The organism is Nocardia sp. NPDC004711, from assembly GCF_053601595.1.
The window spans coordinates 71,269-90,071 of sequence record NZ_JBSGCB010000031.1 but is presented as its reverse complement, the minus strand read 5'-3'; the positions used below and the strand labels follow the sequence as shown (position 1 = coordinate 90,071).

16 protein-coding genes are annotated in these 18,803 nt (G+C 69.5%); all 16 read right to left on the bottom strand.

Translation table 11 applies throughout. The features are described 5' to 3' along the window. Positions 1–135 precede the first annotated feature (135 nt). Complete coding sequence (locus tag ACWEKS_RS29205) at positions 136–339, bottom strand: hypothetical protein (RefSeq protein WP_354843223.1); 204 nt, start codon at positions 337–339, stop codon at positions 136–138. A 126-nt stretch (positions 340–465) separates the two neighbouring features. Then, complete coding sequence (gene wag31 / locus ACWEKS_RS29200) at positions 466–1,296, bottom strand: DivIVA-like cell division protein Wag31 (protein ID WP_354843003.1); 831 nt, start codon at positions 1,294–1,296, stop codon at positions 466–468. A 72-nt stretch (positions 1,297–1,368) separates the two neighbouring features. Beyond that, a complete protein-coding gene (locus ACWEKS_RS29195) occupies positions 1,369–1,671 on the bottom strand; it encodes a YggT family protein (protein ID WP_040856625.1) in 303 nt (100 codons plus the stop codon). A gap of 492 nt (positions 1,672–2,163) precedes the next feature. Further along, entirely contained in the window at positions 2,164–2,961 is a 798-nt protein-coding gene (gene sepF / locus ACWEKS_RS29190; RefSeq protein WP_452343040.1) for a cell division protein SepF, read from the bottom strand. Between the two features lie 104 nt (positions 2,962–3,065). Continuing rightward, complete coding sequence (locus tag ACWEKS_RS29185) at positions 3,066–3,839, bottom strand: YggS family pyridoxal phosphate-dependent enzyme (RefSeq protein WP_452343039.1); 774 nt, start codon at positions 3,837–3,839, stop codon at positions 3,066–3,068. Beyond that, positions 3,836–4,576, bottom strand: a complete 741-nt coding sequence (gene pgeF / locus ACWEKS_RS29180) for a peptidoglycan editing factor PgeF (RefSeq protein ID WP_452343038.1) — start codon at positions 4,574–4,576, stop codon at positions 3,836–3,838. The genes ACWEKS_RS29185 and pgeF overlap by 4 nt, the downstream gene beginning before the upstream one ends. Positions 4,577–4,715: 139 nt before the next feature. After that, positions 4,716–5,975 carry a cell division protein FtsZ gene (gene ftsZ, locus ACWEKS_RS29175; protein ID WP_354843015.1) on the bottom strand — a complete coding sequence of 420 codons (1,260 nt, stop codon included), beginning with the start codon at positions 5,973–5,975 and terminating at the stop codon, positions 4,716–4,718. 320 nt (positions 5,976–6,295) lie between these two features. After that, on the bottom strand, positions 6,296–7,156 hold the full coding sequence (locus ACWEKS_RS29170) for a cell division protein FtsQ/DivIB (RefSeq protein ID WP_452343037.1): 861 nt from the start codon (positions 7,154–7,156) through the stop codon (positions 6,296–6,298). Positions 7,157–7,162: 6 nt separating this feature from the next. Next, the gene (gene murC, locus ACWEKS_RS29165) at positions 7,163–8,608 is read right to left on the bottom strand and encodes a UDP-N-acetylmuramate--L-alanine ligase (protein ID WP_452343069.1); all 1,446 of its coding nucleotides are present in this window, start codon (positions 8,606–8,608) and stop codon (positions 7,163–7,165) included. 77 nt (positions 8,609–8,685) lie between these two features. Further along, entirely contained in the window at positions 8,686–10,191 is a 1,506-nt protein-coding gene (ftsW, locus tag ACWEKS_RS29160) for a putative lipid II flippase FtsW (protein ID WP_452343036.1), read from the bottom strand. Continuing rightward, a complete protein-coding gene (gene murD, locus ACWEKS_RS29155; protein ID WP_452343068.1) occupies positions 10,188–11,630 on the bottom strand; it encodes a UDP-N-acetylmuramoyl-L-alanine--D-glutamate ligase in 1,443 nt (480 codons plus the stop codon). The genes ftsW and murD overlap by 4 nt, the downstream gene beginning before the upstream one ends. A 49-nt stretch (positions 11,631–11,679) precedes the next feature. Continuing rightward, a complete protein-coding gene (gene mraY / locus ACWEKS_RS29150; protein ID WP_452343035.1) occupies positions 11,680–12,756 on the bottom strand; it encodes a phospho-N-acetylmuramoyl-pentapeptide-transferase in 1,077 nt (358 codons plus the stop codon). Then, complete coding sequence (locus ACWEKS_RS29145; protein WP_452343034.1) at positions 12,753–14,237, bottom strand: UDP-N-acetylmuramoyl-tripeptide--D-alanyl-D-alanine ligase; 1,485 nt, start codon at positions 14,235–14,237, stop codon at positions 12,753–12,755. Before ACWEKS_RS29145 ends, mraY begins: the two co-directional genes overlap by 4 nt. Further along, positions 14,234–15,850, bottom strand: a complete 1,617-nt coding sequence (locus ACWEKS_RS29140; protein ID WP_452343033.1) for a UDP-N-acetylmuramoyl-L-alanyl-D-glutamate--2,6-diaminopimelate ligase — start codon at positions 15,848–15,850, stop codon at positions 14,234–14,236. The genes ACWEKS_RS29145 and ACWEKS_RS29140 overlap by 4 nt, the downstream gene beginning before the upstream one ends. A 239-nt stretch (positions 15,851–16,089) precedes the next feature. Further along, positions 16,090–18,048 (bottom strand): peptidoglycan D,D-transpeptidase FtsI family protein, encoded by a 1,959-nt coding sequence (locus ACWEKS_RS29135; RefSeq protein WP_452343032.1) that lies wholly within the window; start codon positions 18,046–18,048, stop codon positions 16,090–16,092. Between the two features lie 34 nt (positions 18,049–18,082). Beyond that, on the bottom strand, positions 18,083–18,751 hold the full coding sequence (locus ACWEKS_RS29130) for a hypothetical protein (protein WP_452343031.1): 669 nt from the start codon (positions 18,749–18,751) through the stop codon (positions 18,083–18,085). Positions 18,752–18,803 lie beyond the last annotated feature (52 nt).

The following is an 18,803-nucleotide window of genomic DNA, read 5'->3' as shown; positions in this document are numbered from 1 at the left end:
GGCCCTGTCGTTCACTGCTGAACGCAGACGCCCGCCGTTCTTCCGAAAGCTCCCCGGTGATGGCCGGATCAACGCCGTATAGCTCTCTACAGTCTAGCGGGGCCGGTCCAGCGGATATTCCGCGGACCCGCCCCACTAATGCTTCGCATGTCTTCCGCCCGGCCGTGACGAGGTGTCCTCGTCATCGGTCCGCAGCGACAACGCACTGACGAGCAGCAGCACCGCGCCTATCACGCACACGATGATGCAGCCCCATGCCCAGATCACCGAACCGGTGGTCAGTGCGGTCACCAGCAGGCCGAAACCCACGGCTGCGAGCGCGAGCGTCACCACGAGCAAGTGCACCACCCCCTCGTTGGGCTTCGATAGCGATGGCTATCGGAGGACTCGAAAGGTTGGCGGCGATACCGCGCCACCCGGGAGTTCGTCCCGCGCGACCTGGCATCGCTGGCCGTATCTACGACTTTACTTGCTGCCCTTGAGAAGTGCGCCGTTGCCGGACGCATCCTGACCGAACTCGCCGCCGTCGACCGGGACCGCCGAACCACGGTTCTCCAGCTCCTCCAGCTGCGATTCCAGGTAGGACTTCAGGCGCACACGGTATTCGCGCTCGAAGGTCTTGAGCTGCTCGATCCGGCTCTCCAGCACGCTGCGCTGCTGGGTGATGGTGGCCATGATCTCGGTGTGCTTGCGCTCGGCGTCGGCCTGCAGGGCGTCGGCCTTCTCCTTCGCCTGGCGCAGCTGGGAATCCGAGCGGGTCTGCGCGTCGGACAGCATGGCCTCGGCCTTCTGACGGGCATCGGCGATCATCGCCTCGGAACGCGTACGCGCGTCGCTGACCAGGCGCTCCGAGTTGGCCCGGGCGTTGGCCAGCAGCTGCTCGGCCTCGGTCTTGGCATCGGAGGTGAGGCGGTCGGCCATCTCCTGGGCCAGCGAAAGCACCTTGGCGGCCTGCAGATTCGCGTCCGCGGAGGGCGCCTCCTGCTTGACGGCGGCCACCGGGACCGGAGCCGGCATGGGGGCCGGGGGCGGCGGCGGAGCGGCCTTGATGGGCTCCGGCGCGACGGGCGCCTTCACCGGCTGAACCGCGGGGCCCCGATTCTTCTTGGCGTCAGCCAGTTCCGCATCCAACTCGGCAACTCGCTGGCGAAGATCAGCGTTCTCCTCGATGAGGCGTGAGAGCTCCTGCTCGACCAGGTCGAGGAAGGCATCGACTTCATCCTCGTTGTAGCCGCGCTTCCCGATCGGCGGTTTGCTGAACGCGACGTTATGAACATCGGCGGGGGTCAGCGGCATGGAACGATCCCTTCACGCTTCGTATGGAGATCTAGCGGTAGATCTGGGCAAGCTTTCTTTCCGGCCATTCTGTCACACCTGAGCTATCGACTGCCCTGCCTGGCCCGTGATCGTCATCAAGATGAACACGATGAAAAGCAGGACCATAATGGACAGATCGAGCCGAATTCCCCCAAGATTCACTGGGGGTATCAAACGCCTCAGAAGTTTCACCGGAGGGTCGGTGACCGTGAAGATCACCTCCAGGATGATCACCACGAAGCCCGTCGGCCGCCAGTCTCGCGCGAAGCTGCGGATGAACTCGACGATGACTCGGCTGATCAGCAGCAGCCAGAAGAGGAACAGCAGTAGGTTCAACACCTGGAACAGGGCCACCGCACCACTGTGCCCTAGATTCCATGATCGGCAAAATAGAAACACTGGGCCCGGTTGCCCTGCGCTTCGCTCCGGGCGGGTTCGCGGCCCTGTTACCTCGGCCTTCCCTCTGTGTCCGATTGCCCTCCGCCTCGCTCCGGGCGGGTTCGCGGCCCTGTTACCTCGGCCTTCCCTCCTACGCTCCCCCGCTTCGCTCCTCCGCTCCAAGCGCGGCGAGGCGGAGCGCAGTCCAGGCCGAGGCGGGCCGCGAACTTCGAGTGGGACCGCGACAAGGGACACATGCAGAGCCCGAGTCCAGGCATGTGATTCATGACATGCCCATCTGAATGAGCGTGCGATACCCGACAACTCGGGCGCAAGACTCCCCCACGAATCCCCCGCGACTATTTCGCAACCCCCGTTGACGAACGCAATTCGTTGCCGCCGTTCAGTTTTGGCGCAACGGTCGAACCCCGGCTGCCGCCTCCGCGTACTCGCGGCCGCGGCAGCTCGTCACTTCTGGTTGTAGAAGCCGTTTTCCGCGATCCGGCGGCGCTCCTCGGCGGAGACGTCCACGTCCGCCGGTGAGAGCAGGAACACCTTGGTGGCGACCTTGTCGAATGAACCACGCAGCGCGAAGGCCAGGCCCGCGGCGAAGTCCACCAGGCGGCGGGCGTCGGAGTTGCTCATCTCGACCAGGTCCATGATCACCGGGGTGCCGTCGCGGAAGCGCTCACCGATGATGGCGGCCTCCGCGTAGGTGCGCGGGCGCAGCGTGGTGATCTTGGACAAGGTGCCTCCGTCCTCGAAGATCTGGGGACGGCGGGCCGCCTCGATCCGGCGCTCCTGCTCCCGCAGCTCCTCGATGCGCCGCTCCGCGTCGGTATCCATCGCGAGCGCGCCGCGGGTGCTGCCGCGCACCGAGGGCGCGCTGCCGCCCATGGCACGGGTGCGGCTGGACGGGGCGGTGTCGATGCGGGTGGGACGACGGGGCGCGTCGTAACGGTCGTCGGCGTCGTAGCGGTCGCGGTGGTCGCGCTCGCGGTGATCGTCGGCGTAGTCGTCCCGGCGGGACGCGCTGTACCCGGGCTTGTAGGGCGCCTTGTAGGACGGCTCGTAGGCGGGCTCGTCGTCGTAGCGGTCCTCGCCGTATCGGTCGTAGTCACGCTCGCGTTCGGCGTAGGGCCGGGGACGACGCTGGCCACGCTCATCGGCGCTCCGGGCGGCTCCGCGGTCGTCGACGTAATCGTCTTCGTAATCCTCGAGCGGAACCATCCCGAAGTACGCCTTGAACTTGTGCAGCGTGCTCATCTGGTCGACCTTCCTTCGGCCCCGGTTGGCCTGGGGTGTTGTCCTGCTCAGTCCTCGTCTGTCACCAAGCATATGTTTCGAATGTGACTGGTGAGGTTTCTTTGCTACGCCGAGGTTATCGGTCGCGTGCCCATCAGGGCTGTACCGACACGCACGCAGGTGGATCCATGGCGGATGGCCGACTCCAAGTCGCCGGACATGCCCGCCGACAGTTCTTTCGCATCGGGGTGGACAGTTGTTAATGCGGCGTGGATGCGGGCCAGTTGCTCGAAAGCGGCATCCGGTTCCACGTCCAGTGGCGGGATGGCCATCAGGCCCGCGAGCTGCAGGGATCGCGACGCGGCGACCTGATCGGCGAGCGCGTGCAGGGCCGCGTCGCGGGCGCCGCCGCGGGACGGGTCCGCGTCCAGGGACACCTGGAGCAGCACGCGCAATGGGGTGGTGCGGGATCCGTCGTCCAGTGCGGCCTCCGCGGCGGCGTCGAGAGCGCTCGCGAGCCGGTCGCTGTCCACCGAGTAGACCGTATCGGCCCAGCGTGCAACGGATTTCGCCTTGTTCCGCTGCAGCCGTCCGATGAAGTCCCAGCGTATCTGGGACAGGTGTCGCAGCTGCGCCACCTTGCCCGCCGCCTCCTGCTCACGGGACTCTCCGAACTCGCGGCAGCCCAATCCATAGAGGATCTCGATATCCGAGGCGGGGAAGAACTTGGTGACCGGTAGCAGGCGCACCGAACCCGGCGCCCGGCCCGCGGCCGCGCACGCTGCGTCGATTCGCTCGATGAGTGCCGACAGGGCGGTGGCGAGCTCGCCGGCGCGACCACCGCCCGACGTGACCTGCGCCGCATCGGATCCCTCTGCGGCGGTGAAGCTTTCGGTCATTCTGAAACTCCCTCGGATGACATCCAAATCACACCGGCGAGTCGCCCGGTCGGCGCGTCGCGGCGGTGCGAGAACAGCGTCCGGTCCTCGATGGTGCACCGCGGATCCACCGCGACCGCGCCCACGCCGGCCGCCTCCAGTTGCCGGCGGATGCCCGCGCGCAGATCCAGGCCGGGCGTGCCCTTGGCCGTGGTGGTCGCGCTGCCGGGCAGATGCGCCTCGACGTCGGCGCGCATGGCGGCGGGCACCTCGTACTGGCGACCGCTGGCCGCCGGGCCGAGGAACGCGCCGATGCGCTCGGGCTGCGCGCCCAGCGACATCATGGCCGCCAGCACTCTAGGCACGATCCCGATCCGGGCCCCGATCCGCCCCGCGTGGACGGCGGCGATGACGCCGGCCTCGTCGTCGGACAGCAGGATCGGCACGCAGTCGGCGGTCAGCACCACCAGCGCGAGATCGCGCCGGGTGGTCACCAGCGCATCGGTGGCGGGCACCGGCTCGGTTCGCGGCCCGTCCACGATCTCTACGTTCCGCCCGTGGATCTGCTCCATCCACACCAGGTGGTCCGGCGCGAGCCCGAGGTTCTCCGCGAGCCGAACCCGATTGCGCCGCACCGCCTCCGGATCATCACCCACGTGATCGCCCAGGTTGAACGAGTCGTACGGCGCGGCCGAGAACCCGCCCGCCCGCGTCGTCACAACCCGTCTGGTCCGAAATACCCGTGCCGCTGCTGTCATGCCTTCGAGGGTAGTAGTCACCGGCGGGCAACCCCGAACTCACCACCACGCTCCGAACGACAACAGCGCCCGGGAACGACATCGCGCCCGCTCCGGAGCCGGAGCGGGCGCGATGGATGAATCCGTCAGGGGCGCAACGTCAGCGGCGCATGAAGGAGGGGACGTCGACGTCGTCGTCATCGGCGTCCGGGGGCTGGATGTGGCCGCGAGTGTTGCTCGCGACCGTCGGGTCGACGGCCGGCCGGGGCGCGCTGTAGGACGGGGCCGGGCCGCGCTCGGCGACCGGCTGCGGCGGCGGGGCCGGCGCGGGCTCGGGGCGCGGGGCGGGAGCGGGCTCGGAGGTGCGGGCCGAGGTGTATTCGTGTGAGCGACCCACGCTTCCGGCGCTGGCGCTCGCGGTGCCGCTGGTATTGGTGAACCGGCTGACCGCGGGCTCGATACGCCGCGAGGGGCCGCTGCCGTCGAAGCCGGCGGCGATCACGGTGACGCGGACCTCATCGCCGAGGGAATCGTCGATGACCGTACCGAAGATGATGTTGGCCTCGATGTGCGCGGCCTCCTGCACCAGCGAGGCGGCCTCGTTGATCTCGAACAGGCCGAGGTCGGAGCCGCCCGCGATGGACAGCAGCACGCCGTGCGCGCCGTCCATGGAGGCCTCCAGCAGCGGCGAATTGATCGCTGCCTCAGCGGCCTTCACCGACCGGCCCTCGCCGCGGGCCGAGCCGATGCCCATGAGGGCCGAGCCTGCACCGGACATGACCGACTTGACGTCGGCGAAGTCGACATTGATCAGACCCGGGGTGGTGATCAGGTCGGTGATGCCCTGAACACCGTTGAGCAGCACCTCGTCCGCGGAGCGGAAGGCGTCCATCAGGCTCACGGCCGCGTCGCCGAGCTGCAGCAGCCGGTCGTTCGGAATGACGATGAGGGTGTCGCAGGACTCGCGCAGCGCCTGGATGCCGGCCTCGGCCTGGTTGCTGCGGCGCTTGCCCTCGAACGAGAACGGCCGCGTCACAACACCGATGGTGAGCGCGCCGAGCTTGCGCGCGATGGAGGCCACGACCGGCGCGCCGCCGGTGCCGGTGCCGCCACCCTCGCCGGCGGTCACGAAGACCATGTCGGCGCCCTTGAGGACTTCCTCGATCTCGTCCTTGTGATCCTCGGCGGCCTTGCGGCCCACCTCCGGATCGGCGCCGGCGCCCAGACCGCGGGTGAGTTCCCGGCCGACATCGAGCTTCACGTCCGCATCCGACATCAACAACGCCTGCGCGTCGGTGTTGACGGCGATGAACTCGACTCCCTTGAGTCCCTGTTCGATCATCCGGTTGACGGCGTTCACGCCGCCGCCGCCGATACCGACGACCTTGATCACAGCAAGGTAGTTGTGCGGGGGCGTCATGGGCTCTCGCCTTCCTTCGATCTGAAACAGCTTGTCGTCTTCGGCTACTCGCAAAATACCGGCACTATGGTCTCGGTCCGATAAACCCTCAACCATAGGTTCAGCGTTATGTCAAGTATCCGACTGGTGCCGAACGGTATTCGCAGCCACCGCGTTACGGGCGCAGGCGCGCCGAACCGAGCATCAGAATCTTGCGTGATTCGACTCGTCCGACCCACCCGAGCATCGTATCGTGGACGGTTGCCCTCCGGTCCTGGATCAGAACCGACGGTGCCCTTCCGGCAAACCACCGAAAATTTCGGCAGCCCAATGGGTATCGCTTACTTTACCGTGACCAGATTCGGACTCGAAACATCGAATACCTTGCCCGGCTGGGAAAGCAGGGGTCCGACCACCGCGGCCTTGCGCGCGGAGTCCGCGGTTCCGCCCCAGAGCACGGTGCGGCCGTCACGCAACTCCAGGGCAATATCCGAAACCGAGCGGGCCACAACCGCTCCCACGCCGACCTCGTCGCGCAGCGGAACAGGAATCGCGGCCATGACGGCCACCGCGGCCTTGGTCACCGGGTCCGATCCGCCCGGATGATCGGTCACCAGTTTGGGTATCCCCGGTCCCGGCGGCTCGATCGCGAATTCCACGCTGTCGCAATCGAGCAGATGGGCGCCGTCGGGACTGTCGAAGTACAGCACCGGGGTGCGCTCCACGACCGTCACCCGGACGGTGGACGGGAACACCCGCTGCACGCGCACGGAATGGACCTTGGGCAGGTGCGATACCCGTTCGGCCATGGCATTGGTGTCCAGCCGCATCATGGACAGACCGTCCGGTACTTCCAGCGCGTCCTGAACCTGTTGTTCCGGAACGGCACTCAGCCCTGACACCTGCACCGTACGCACCGACAGCAGCGGCGTGAACCAGGCGACCAGTCCGAACGCGATCAGCACCACGACGCCGGCCGGGGCGCCCCACCGCACCCAGCGCGACTGCCACGCCGTCACGATCCGCGATTCGCGGCGAACCCGCCCACGGCGCAGCCGGGCCCGCCGGGCCGCCGCGCTCTCGCCCGCGGATTCGGCGCTGTTGTCCGCTGCCGCAGCGGATTCGGTGTCGTAATCGTCCGCGTCGTAGCTATCGCCGGCGGCCGGAACCGGCCGATCCGCCGCTCCCCCACCCGAGCCCACGGTGGCTCACCGTCCGTGTGCGGGTCGTGCGCGCAGCCCATCCAGAATCTGGCTGCCCAGCATGGTCACATCGCCCGCGCCCATGGTGATCACCACGTCGCCGGGCCGCGCCAGCGCGCCCACCTGCTTGCCGACCCGGGACATATCCGGCTGGTAGTGCACGGGTTTGGTGACCGCGTTGGCCACCAGCGCGCCGTTCACACCCGGCAGCGGTTCTTCACGCGCGCCGTACACATCGAGCACCACCGCCTCGTCGGCCAGCGACAGCGCCGCGCCGAACTCGGTCGCGAAAGTGGCGGTGCGGCTGTACAAGTGGGGCTGGAACACCACGATCACCCGGCCCGGTCGCGAGCGCGCGCCGTCACGCGCCTCCTGCGCGACCAGTTCGGCGGCGGCGGAGAGCACCGCGCGCACCTCGGTCGGGTGGTGGGCGTAATCGTCGAAGACGCGCACGCCGTTCTCGCGTCCGGTGAGCTGGAAGCGGCGGTGCACGCCGCCGAAACCCTCCAGGCCCTGGATGATCTCGCCCATATCGGCGCCGGTCGCGCGGGCGGCCAGCAGCGCGCCCAGCGCATTGAGGGCCATGTGCCGGCCGGGCACCGACAGGCGCAGGGTGCGCGGGGCATGCTCGTCGGCGAGCTGGAAGACGACCACGCCGCCGACATCGCGCGGCTCCCAGGACAGCAGCTGCGCGCCGACCGGGACACCGGACGTGGCGAAATCGCCGGAGCCGTAACCGATCACCTGGATGCCGCGCGGATCCTCGGCCAGCCGGGCCACCGACCGCTGCGCCAGGCCCAGCGAGCCCGGATCGTCCACGCACACCACCAGGCGGCCACCCGGTTCGAGCCGGTCCACGAAGTCGTCGAAGACCTGGACGTAGGCCTCGTCCGTACCGAAGTAGTCCAGGTGGTCGGACTCGATATTGGTGACCACCGCGACGTCGGGCGCGTACTGCAGCAGCGACCCGTCGCTCTCGTCGGCCTCGGCCACGAAGATGCCGCCGGTGCCGTGGTGGGCGTTGGTGCCGGCCTCGTTGAGTTCGCCGCCGACGGCGAAGGACGGGTCGTACCCGCAGTGCTGCAGGGCCACCACCAGCATGGAGGTGGTCGAGGTCTTGCCGTGCGTGCCCGACACCAGCAGCGTCTTGTGACCCTGCATGAGCGAGGCCAGCACGGCCGGGCGCAGCAGCACCGGCACGCCGCGCCGATGCGCCTCCACCAGCTCGGGATTGGTCTTGGGAATGGCGGCGTAGGTGGTCACCACGGCGGTGGGCCCGCCGGGCAGCAGGTCCAGGGCGCCGGCGTCGTGGCCGATGCGCACCTGCGCACCGCGCGCCCGCAGGGCCAGCACACCGCGGCTCTCCTTGGCGTCGGAACCGGAGACCATGCCGCCACGCGACAGGAGAATTCGGGCGATCCCGGACATACCGGCACCACCGATGCCGATCATGTGCACGCGTTGCAGATGGTCGGGTAGGTCGGTGTGAGCCTCGGCGGTTCCCACATCGCTGTCCGGCCGCTCCACTGTCACCTCGAATTACCCCGTTCCCTGGCGTGTTTCATCGGATAGTTGGGCTCCCAGGCCCGGGTGCTGCGCCACGACTCCGTGGAGCGGCTGGTGCGCCGGGCCGAATCCGAATCTATCGACCGCCGCGCCGACGACTCCGAGCCGCCCCGGCTCCGACCCGAGGGTAGCGCGCTCCGCTGCGGGGCGGACTTCACCTTGGCCTTCACCTTGGCTTTCGCCTTGGCCTTGGTGCGGGCCCGGGAGGCCCGCGCCCGCGCGGGCGAGTACAGCTCGGGTTTCGGCAGGCGCAGCAGCCGGCTGAAGCGGCCGTCCTGGCCCGCGTGCAGGGCCGCCACCGCCTCGGGCTCGTGCCGGGCGGCATTGGCGATGATGCCGAACATGAGCAGCGTGATGGCCAGCGAGGAACCACCGGCCGACACCAGCGGCAGCTGCAGGCCGGTTACCGGCAGCAAACCGACGACATAGCCGACATTGATCAGCGCCTGACAGGTGATCCAGGTGGTGGCCGAGGCGGTGAGCAGCCGGATGAACGGATCCACCGAGCGGGTCGCGATCCGCAACCCGGCGTAGACGAAGAGTGCGAAAAGCCCGAGCACCAGCGCACATCCGAGGAACCCGAGCTCCTCGCCGATGATGGCGAAGATGAAGTCGTTGTGCGCGTTGGGCAGATAACTCCACTTGGCCCGGGACTGGCCCAGGCCGCGACCCCAGATGCCGCCGTCGGCCAGCGAGTACATGGCCTGCCGGGCCTGGTAGCCGATGCCCTGCGGGTCGTCGCCCGGGCTGAAGAAGGCGCGCATGCGGTCGGACCGGTAGCCGGCCGAGAGCGCCAGGATCGCCGCCGCGACACCGCCCGAGACCGCGATGGTCACGAACATGCGCAGCGGCAGCCCGCCGAACCACAGCAGCGCGGTCAGCACGATGCCCAGCGCGATGGTGGTCGACAGGTTGGGTTCCAGCACGACCAGGAAGCACACCAGCAGGCCCGCGGGCACCAGCGGCATGAGAATGTCCTTGTACCCGGCCTTTTCGGTCTGCCGGGAGGCCAGCAGGTGCGAACCCCACACCACCAGCGTGACTTTCACGATCTCCGAGGGCTGCACCGACACCACGCCGAGGTCGAACCAGCGCCGCGAACCCTGCACCTCGCTGCCGATGCCGGGGATGAGCACCAGCACCAGCAGCACCACCGACAGCGCGAAGACCGGGAACGACAGCCGGCGCATCACCCGCATCGGAATCCGCAGCGCGATATAGAACAGCACCGCGCCGAAGACGGCCAGCACCGCCTGCTGGATGAACAGCCGGTAGGCCGAGCCGCCGTCGGCGTAGGACTCCACGCTGGACGCCGAGAGCACCATGACCAGACCCAGCACGGTGAGCAGCACCGCGATCGCCACCACGAGGTGGAACGACGCCAGCGGGCGGGCCAGCCAGGCCCCGAACCATCCGATTCTCGGTCGCTGGGTCTGGTTCCCGGCCCGCCGCGGCGTCGCCGTCGTCATTCGGTTCTCCCGATGTCCTTCTCGTCCAGGGCCTGCACGGCGGCCGCGAAGCTGCGGCCGCGGTGCGTGTAGTCGGCGAACATGTCCAGGGACGCCGCGGCCGGGGCCAGCAGCACGGTATCGCCGCGGTGGGCGAAGCCGGCCGCCACGCGCACCGCGCGCGCCATCACCGCTTCGGGCTCGATCTCGGTGAAGGGGTCACCCATCCGAGCATCGTCCCCCGAATTCAGCTCCACGACCGGCACATCGGGCGCGTGTCGCGCGAGTGCGGCCGCGATCGCCGCCGCGTCCTGGCCGAACAGCACGGCCGCGACGAGATGGTCGCGGCATTCCTCGATGAGGTCCTCGACGCTCGCGCCCTTGAGCTGACCGCCGGCCACCCAGATCACGCTGGGGTGGGCCAGGATCGAGGAGCGCGCGGCGTGCGGGTTGGTGGCCTTGGAGTCGTCGACGAATTCCACGCCGGACAGCTCCCGCACGAAGGCCGCCCGGTGCGGGCCGACCTTGTGCTCCTGCAGGCCCTCCTTCACGAACTGCGGTGCCACGTCGATGGATCGGGTCAGGGCGGCGGCGGCCAGGGCATCGGCCACACCGGCCGGGCCCTGCGGGCTGATGTCGCCGACCTCGGCCAGGATGGCGGCCTTGGTGAAGGCGCGGTCGAGCAGCTTGCCGTCCACCACGCCCAGCTCGCCGTCGGCGGGAACGCCGATGCGGAAGCCGACGGTGCGGCGCGCCTTGGACTTTCGCGCCAGCGCCGCGGCGACGGCGTCGTCCAGGCCGACCACGCCGACCCGTCCGGTCAGCGCGCGCGCCTTGGCGGCGGCGTAGGCGTCCAGGCCGCCGTGCCAATCCAGGTGATCCTCGGCCACGTTCAGCACCACCCCGGCCTCCGGGCGCACCGACGGCGCCCAGTGCAGCTGGAACGAGGACAGTTCCACCGCCAGGATCTGCGGGCCCGGGGTGCGGCGCAGCGCGTCCAGGATGGGCAGCCCGATATTGCCGCAGGCCACCGAGGGAATCCCGGCGGCGCGCAGGATCGAGTGCGTCATCTGGGTGGTGGTGGTCTTGCCGTTGGTGCCGGTCACCACCAGCCACTTGCGGACCGGGCCGTAGATCCGGGCCTGATCGACCCACCAGGCGAACTCGACATCGCCCCACACCGGAATGCCCTCGGTGACGGCCGAGACCAGCACCGGGGAGTCCGGCCGCCAGCCCGGGCTGGTGATCACCAGCGCGAAGCGTTGCAGCGCATCGGGTTTGAGCAGGTCGGCACTGGTGGCGGTGCCCAGGCCCAGTTCGGCGGCCTCGGTGAGCGCCCTCTCGCCGCTGTCGGTGACCACCGGGCGCGCGCCGATGTCCTGCAGCGGCTCGATCAGCGAGCGTCCGGAGACCCCCCAACCGGCCACCAGCACATCACGGCCACGCAGGAATTCGAGCATGGGCCCCGGCGACCGCAGGACCCTCGGAGAATGTTCGGACATTGCTCACTCACCCTGCCGCAGAGAGGTATTCGCTGTAGAACAGGCCCAGTCCGATCGCCGAGGCCATACCGGCCAGCAACCAGAACCGGATGATGACCGAGGTCTCGGCCCACCCGCTCAGCTCGAAGTGGTGATGGAACGGTGCCATCTTGAACAGGCGATTGCGCGTGGCGCGGAAGACCGCCACCTGCAGCACCACCGACGCGGCCTCGGCCACGAACAGCGCGCCGATGACGACCATCAGCAGCTCGGTGCGGGTGGTGATGGACAGGCCCGCGAGCAGACCGCCCAGCATCAGCGAGCCGGTGTCGCCCATGAAGATCTTGGCGGGCGCGGCATTCCACCATAGGAAGCCGATACAGGCCGCGCCGCCCGCGGCGCAGACCAGGGCCAGATCGAGCGGATCCCGAACCTGGTAGCAGCCCGCGACCGCGTGCGCGGAGCAGGAGTTACGCCACTGCCAGAAGGTGATGATCATGTACGCGCCCAGCACCAGACTCATCGAGCCGGCGGCCAGGCCGTCCAGGCCGTCGGTCAGGTTCACCGCGTTGGACCAGGCCACCACCAGCAGGCAGACGAATGCCAGGAAGACCACCACGCTCATCGACAGCGTGTTGATGTCGCGCGTGTAGGACAGGCGCTTGTCGCCGGGGGTCAGGCCGTGAATGTTCTTGAACTGCAGGGCCAGGACGCCGAAGACGACGGCCGAGGTGAGCTGGCCGATGTACTTGCCGGCCGCGGTCAGGCCCAGGTTGCGCTGCTTGCGCAGCTTGATCAGGTCGTCGGTGAAGCCGACGAAGCCCAGCGCGGTGGCCAGGCCCATGACCAGCAGGCCCGAGGCCGAGGGGCCCGGCTCGCCGTAGGTCATGGAGATCAGGTGCGAGCCGAGGTAGCCGGCCCACATGCCGATCATGATGGCGACGCCGCCCATGGTGGGGGTGCCGCGCTTGGCCTTGTGGCTCTCCGGGCCGTCGACCCGGATCTCCTGTCCGAAGCCCTGTTTGGCGAAGTAGCGGATCACCACGGGGGTCAGCAGGATGGAGACGGTCAGCGCGATGGCCGCCGACAGCAGAATCTGGGTCATCGCGCGGCCTCCTGCTCCGCACCGATCAGGTGTTCGGCGACCGTCCACAGGCCGACCGACTTCGAGGCCTTCACCAGCACCACCGCACCCGGCTCCAATTCCTCGTCGAGCAGGGCGATGGCGGACTCGATATCGGGCACGTGGATGGCCTCCTCACCCCAGGAGCCCTCCTGCACCGCGCCCTGGAACAGGGCGCGCACCGGACGGCCCTGGCCGACCACGATCAGGCGGTCCACGTCCAGCCGCACCACCAGGCGGCCGATCCGGTCGTGTTCGAGGACGGATTCCTCGCCCAGTTCACCCATTTCGCCGAGCACCGCCCAGCTGGGGCGCGGCTCGGTCCCGGCCTTGGACATGGTGACCAGCGCCTTGAGGGCGGCGCGCACCGAATCCGGGTTGGCGTTGTAGGAATCGTTGACGACGGTGACGCCGTCGGCGCGAGTGCGCACGTCCATGCGGCGGGCCGAGACGGGGGTCGCGCCGGACAGCGCCCGCGCGACGGTCGCGAGGTCCGCGCCCTGGTCCAGGGCGACGGCCGCCGCGGACAGCGCATTGCCGACCTGGTGCTCACCGTGCACGGCCAGCTGGACCTCGATCGATTCGCCGTTGGCGTGCAAGGTGAATCGAGCGCGGGCCCGATCGTCGAGCACCACGTCGGAGGCGCGGACATCGGCCTGCGCGGCGTGGCCGAAGGTCACCACGCGGGCGGCGGTCCGTTCGGCCATCTTGGCGACCAGGTGGTCGTCGGCGTTCAGGACGGCCAGGCCGGAGGCCGGAAGCGCCTCGACGAGTTCGCCTTTGGTCTGCGCGATGACCTCGCGGCTGCCGAACTCGCCCAGGTGCGCGGTGCCCACATTGAGCACCACACCCACGCTCGGCGGGGCGATCTCGGTGAGGGCCTTGATGTGCCCGGGTCCGCGGGCGGACAGCTCGAGCACCAGGAAGCGGGTGCCGGCGTCGGCGCGCAGCGCGGTCCACGGGTGGCCGAGCTCGTTGTTGAACGAACCGGGCGGGGCCACAACGGGTCCCAGCGGGGCGAGCACCGCCGCCAGCAGATCCTTGGTGGAGGTCTTGCCCGAGGAACCGGTCACCCCGACCACCGTCAGGTTCCCGGCCCGGACCAGCCGGTCCACACTGACGCGGGCCAGGGCGGCCAGCGCGTCCAGCACCGCCGCGCCGGAGCCGTCGGTGTCGTGGGCCAGCGCGATGGCGCGCGTGTTCCCGGGACGGGGCGTCACCACGATGGCGGGCACCCCGACGGGCCGGGCGGCCAGCACCGCGACCGCGCCCTGCGCGACGGCCTGCGCCGCGAAGTCGTGGCCGTCGGCGCGCTCACCGGGCAGCGCCAGGAACAGGTCACCGGAACCGATACGGCGCGAATCGAATTCGGCCGAGCCGGTGACCTTCGCCTCGGGATCGGGGGCGTCGTGCAGCGTGCCGCCGACGACCTCCGCGATCTCCCGCAAAGTCATCTCGATCATGAAAGCGTCAGGTCCCTCGTCTTTTCCGACAGGGCGGCCGCGAGTACCTCGCGGTCGTCGAACGGATGCTTCACGCCTGAAATCTCCTGCCCTGTCTCATGTCCCTTGCCCGCGACCAGCACCACGTCGCCGGGCTGCGCCCAGTCGACGGCGGTCTTGATCGCGGCCGCCCGGTCCCCAACCTCCCGGACCTCACCGCGTTCCGCGACCGGTACCTGTCTGGCACCGGCGAGCACCGCGGCGCGGATGGCGGCCGGGTCCTCGCTGCGCGGATTGTCGTCGGTAATGATGGCCAGGTCGCTGCCGCGCGCCGCCGCCGCACCCATCAGGGGCCGCTTGCCGGCATCGCGATCACCGCCCGCGCCCACCACTACGGCCAGACGGCCCTCCCCCTTTTCGGCCAACCACGTGCGCAGGGTCGCCACGACCGATTCGATCGCGGCGGGCTTGTGCGCGTAATCGACCACGGCCAGAAACTCCTGACCCTTATCCACCCGCTGCATGCGGCCCGGCACATCGACAGTGCCGAGCGCCGCAGCGGCAGTCTCCGCCTCGACCCCGGCTGCCGCGCACACCGCGACGGCCAGGAGTCCATTGGCGATGTTGTACGCGCCCGGAAGCCGCAGCCGCACATCCACATTGACACCCGGCCCCGAAGCGGTGAACTCCTGGGTGCCGCCGAGCCCGGCGGTGGCCGTGCCGGCGGTCCAGTCCGCGGGCACGCCCGGCCGGGTCGCCACGGTGCGGAGGCGGCCGGTGGTATCACCGGATCCCGCTGCGAGACAGTCGGATACGTCGTCTGCCAGCCGCCGGCCCCACATGTCGTCGACGCAGATCACGGCCGTGCGCGCGGCCACCGACGGGCGCGCTGCGGCGGCCGAGTCCGGCCCGTCCGGAATGAACAGGCGGCGCTTGGCGGCGAAATAGTCCTCGAAATCGGAGTGGAAGTCGAGGTGGTCCTGGGACAGGTTGGTGAACGCGCCGACCGCGAAACTCACCCCGTCCACCCGGCCCAGCGCCAGGGCATGACTGGAGACCTCCATGACCACCGCGTCCACACCCCGCTCGACCATGAGCGCGAACATGGCGTGCAGCTGCGGAGCCTCGGGCGTGGTGAGCGCCGAGGGCACCCGGACGCCGCCGATGCGGGTCTCGATGGTGCCGATGAGAGCGGTGCCCAGCCCGGCCGCGGCGAGCCCGGCCTCCACCAGATACGACGTGGTCGTCTTGCCGGACGTACCGGTGATACCGACGATGCGGAGTTTGCGAGACGGATCACCGTAAAGGGCCGAGGACAACTCGCCGAGCACCGCGCGCGGCGCATCGTGCACGAGCACCGGGACGGCGATCTCGCCGATCAGTTCCGCGCCCGCCGGATCGGTGAACACCGCGACCGCGCCACGCTCGACCGCATCGTGGGCGAAGCGCGCGCCGTGCGCGTGGGCTCCGGCCAGACCCGCGAACAGGTCACCCGGCAGCACCGCATTCGAGCGCTGCTCGATGCCGGTGACCTGGATGTCCTCGAGAGCCGCTGCGAATTCGGCGGGCCGCGCACCCGTCAGCTCCGCCACCGCGCGCAGGGTGGTCGCCGGCGGCGCGGCGGGCCGAAGCACCTGCGGCTCCGCCGTTCTTCCGCTCGGCGGCTCTGCTCGATCACCGCTGTACGGAACCGACTGCGCGGGCACGAAGCTCCTCTCCAAGGGGCGGTCATATGCATGAATCGGTCCGGATGACCGGATCGACGTGTCAGGTTACCTGTGTTCGATCGCCGCGCGATCGGCACGGCGGGGTTCGGTCACCCGCCGGCGCACGCACCGGCGGCGATGGGCGTCACAACCATCCGCTCCCTGCTCTAACTCGCCTGCAGAATCAGCTGTTTGGCAGGCGGCGACGGCGGGATGCGGTCGCGCTGCAACAGCCACGAGGCGATGCTGTGGAACAGGGGTGCGGCCGAACCGCCGCCACTGCCGTCGGAGCTGCGCACCGGCGCATCCAGCATCATGCCGATCACATAGCGGGGATTGTCGGCGGGGGCCATGCCCGCGAAGGTGATCCAGTAGCGGTCGCTGGAATAGCAGCGGCACTTCGGGTCGATCTGCTGGGCCGTGCCGGTCTTGCCCGCGATCTGATAGCCCTCCACGGCGGCCGGGCTGCCGGTGCCGGTCTGGATACCGCGCGGATCCTTCTGCACGATGGCCTGGAACATCTGGCGCAGCGTCTGCGCGGTCTGCGGGGTGACCACCCTGACGCCCTCCGGCGGCTCCTCCTCGGTGCGGGTGCCGTCCGGGGCGATCTTGGCCTTCACGATGCGCGGCGGCATCCGCACGCCGTCATTGGCGATGGCCTGGTACATGGCGGTCATCTGCAGGGTCGTCATCGAAAGACCCTGGCCGATGGGCAGGTTGGCGAAGGTGGAGCCGGACCACTGGTCCCGGGCGGGCACCACGCCCGCGCTCTCACCCGGCAGGCCGACGCCGGTGCGCTGGCCCAGGCCGAACTTCTTGAGCATGTCGAAATAGCGGTCCTCGCCGACGCGCTGCGCCAGCATGAGGGTGCCCACGTTCGAGGACTTACCGAAGATGCCGGTGGTCGTGTAGGGGGCGACACCGTGCTCCCAGGCGTCGTGCACGGTGACACCGCCCATGAAGATGCTGCCCGGAACCTGATGTACCTCATCGGGAGTGGTGAGGCCGTACTCGATGGCCGCGGCCGCGGTGACGATCTTGTTCACCGAGCCCGGCTCGAACACCTCCTGCACCGACGGATTGCCCAGATCGGTGGTGGACCAATACTGCGGTCCCATGGCGGGATTGAAGGTGTTGTCATTGGCCATCGCCAGCACCTGGCCGGTGTGCACGTCCAGCACCACCGCCGAGGCCGCGCTCGCACCCGAGAGGTCCTTGGCCTGCTGCACCTGCTGCTGCACGTAGTACTGCAGATCCGAATCCAGGGTGAGCTCGAGGCCGTAGCCGTTCACCGCGGGCTGGCGATCACGCCACGAACCCGGGATCACCGCGCCGTCGGAGCCGCGGTCGTAGGTCTCCGATCCGTCGGAGCCGGCCAGCAGCGCGTCCATCGAGGACTCCAGGCCGATCTGGCCGTGCCCGTCCCAGCCGGTCGCGCCGATCACATTGGCGGCCAGGGATCCACCCGGGTACTCGCGCATATCCTGCCGATCCATCCCGACCTCGGGGAACTGCAGAGTGATGTCCGAGGCGACCCGGGGATCCACATTCCGCGCGAGGTACACGAACGGCTCGTCGCTCTTCAGCTTGGCCAGGATGTCCTTCTCGGGCGCGTCATTACCCAGCTTCTCGTGAATGTATTTGGCGATGGCCGCCAGCCGATCATCCGGATCCGGCGCGGTCTTGGGCGTCTTGTCGTGCGCGTCCGCCAAATCCTTGCGCACCCGCACCGGCTGAAAGCTCAGCTCCTTCGCCGCGATGGTGAATGCCAGCGACTTCCCGTACCGATCCGTGATCGGTCCCCGGTTGGCCGGATCGGCCACCTTCACGGTGCGCTGGCTGGCCGCCTCCGCCGACAGCTTCGGCGCGGAAACACTCTGCACCCACAGCAATTGGATGGCCGCCACCGCGAGCGCCACCAGCATGACCAGCCGGCCCACGCCGAACCGGAGGCGCGCGCTGGAGTCCAATCCCGGAGCGGGCCGTGGTCTGGACTGCCGGCCCGGCCCCGAACCGGCACGGCCGGAACCCGACCGGCTCCGGCCGGCGGCGGCGACCCGCCCTCGACCGGAATCGGACCGGCCCCGGCCGGAATCGCGCCCGCGCCCCGCGCGGGTAGGGCTCATCGACCAGCCCCGTTCGCCGGCGCCGCGGTGCGGCTCATCGGGGCGCTCCGTTCGCCTGCACCTGCGGGTTCTGCGGAATCGTGACCGGCGCCGCCGGAACGGGATTCGCGGCGGCGGTGGTCGGTGGGGCGGGCGTCGTGGTCACCGGGACCACCCGCTCACCCTGAGCCTGCTGCAGCTTCGACGGCGGCGGGGCGGGCGGCGGCGTCGTGTTGAGCGGCGGTGCGGGCGCGCCCTCAGCGGGCTGCGGATTGCCGACCACCGTGACCTGACCGTCCGGGCCGATCACCAGCCGGGCCGGATCCTTGGCCGGGATCATGCCCAGTTCGGCTGCACGCTTGGCCAATTCGGGGGCCGAATCGGCGGAGGCCACCTCGCGCTGCAGCGCGTCCCGCTCGTCGGACAGCTTCTGGTTGGCGCGGCGCTGATCGCCGAGCTGATAACTGTCCTCGGTGGCGCGGGTGGTGAGCAGCAGCGTCAGCGCCAGGCCGCAGCCCAGCAGCGCGATGATGGTGGCCACGAAGGACATGCGGCCGCGCGGCATCGAATCGCTGCGCCGACCGCGGCGCATGCCCGGCAGGTCGGCCCCGCCCTCCCGATTGCGCCGGCGCGCGTAGGCCCGTTGCGCCGCACCCGATTTCACCCGTTCGGCGGCCTGCACCCGGCGGGCCCCCCGGCCCGTCGCCTGCGTCCTGATCGTCACAGTGCGGCTCCGATCCAGCGGATGCCCGCTCGACGCGCCGTTCCACCCCGGA